At 75.5% G+C, this 1,269-nt stretch carries 3 protein-coding genes and 1 riboswitch; of the genes, 1 reads left to right on the forward strand and 2 read right to left on the reverse strand.

The features are described 5' to 3' along the window. Together GT030_RS35155 and GT030_RS35160 are read right to left on the reverse strand one after the other, a co-directional pair. Positions 1-560 (reverse strand): FAD-dependent oxidoreductase (locus GT030_RS35155; protein ID WP_346009818.1); only part of this gene is annotated, 560 nt, incomplete at its 3' end. Positions 561-593: 33 nt separating this feature from the next. Next, complete coding sequence (locus GT030_RS35160; RefSeq protein WP_202460960.1) at positions 594-944, reverse strand: hypothetical protein; 351 nt, start codon at positions 942-944, stop codon at positions 594-596. Between the two features lie 53 nt (positions 945-997). Further along, a riboswitch (TPP riboswitch) is annotated at positions 998-1,110 on the forward strand. Here GT030_RS35160 and GT030_RS35165 point away from each other — a divergent pair. After that, on the forward strand, positions 1,107-1,269 hold a 163-nt coding region (locus tag GT030_RS35165; protein WP_161204535.1), incomplete at its 3' end, for an FAD-dependent oxidoreductase. Its footprint overlaps the riboswitch before it by 4 nt.

The following is a 1,269-nucleotide window of genomic DNA, read 5'->3' on the forward strand; positions in this document are numbered from 1 at the left end:
CCGGCCAGCGGGCGGTCGGCGGCCTCGACGACGGTCACCGCGCAGCCCGCCTCACGGGCGGCGGTGGCGAACTCGGCGCCGATCCAGCCCGCGCCGACGACGACCACGTCGTGCTGCGCGGCCAGCACCGGGCGCAGCCGCTCGGCGTCGTCCAGGGTGCGCAGCAGGTGCACACCGGGCGCCTGGTCCGTGCCGGGCAGCCGGACGGGTTCGGCGCCGGTGGCGAGGACCAGCACGTCGTACCGGACGGGCCCGGCGGTGGTGTCCACCTCGCGGTCGGCGGGACGGACGCCGAGCGCCTCGCAGCCGAGCCGGAGGTCGATGCCGAGCGAGGCGAAGTCCACGTCGAAGGCGGAGCCGTCGGCGGTGCCCAGCAGGATGGCCTTGGACAGCGGGGGCCGGTCGTACGGCTGGTGCGGTTCGGCGCCGATCAGGGTGACGGGCCCGGTGAAGCCCTGTTCGCGCAGGGCGACGGCGGTCTGCACCCCGGCCATCCCCGCCCCGACGACGACCACGCGCCGTTCCTGTGCCTGGCCCGCCGAAGATCTCTGCTCGCTCACATCGCCACCCTAAGTCACCTGACTCACCGTCAGTCAGTGCGCGGCGGCACCGACCTCTTCCACCACGCTGGTGCCCGCGCCCGGCCCGGATTCCCACTCCCACTCCTCCTCCAGCCGGACCCGGCCGTCGGGCAGCTCGACCACGGTGGAGACGCAGTGCCCGGAGGCGGTGGTGCCGTCGTGCCGGAGCTGGACGTAGCGGAAGTCCAGCCGGTCCCCGGCGCGGGTGCCGACGAGATGGCCGCGCGCGATGTCCCCGCCCGCGTACTCGGCCCAGATCCGCCCCTCGCTCTCGTGGTAGGCGAACCGGGTCCCGGTGCCCACCTGGCCCGGTGCCTGGTCCGTCACGGGGGCGAGGGTGAGTCCGTCGAGCGAGCGGGGCATGGGCGAGGGCTCCCTTACGGGTGAACTGGGCGGGCGGCTACGCTGGCCACCGTAACTGCACTCGCGGGAGCCCGGACGCACCGGGCTGAGAGGGAGGCTGGCGGCCTCCGACCGTACGAACCTGATCCGGGTCATGCCGGCGAAGGGAGGGGCGGGACGCCCATGCCGTCACGTACGTCCGAACGACCCGGTGCTCCGGACGTCCTCGTCGTGGGGGGCGGGATCATCGGCCTGGTCACCGCCTGGCGCGCGGCCGGGCGGGGGCTCACCGCCGCCGTGGTGGACCCGGATCCCGGCGGCGGGGCCGCGCGGGTCGCGGCCGGGA

Origin of the sequence: Streptomyces sp. SID1328 (assembly GCF_009865595.1) — a bacterium.
GTDB classification, from domain to species: domain Bacteria; phylum Actinomycetota; class Actinomycetes; order Streptomycetales; family Streptomycetaceae; genus Streptomyces; species Streptomyces griseoluteus.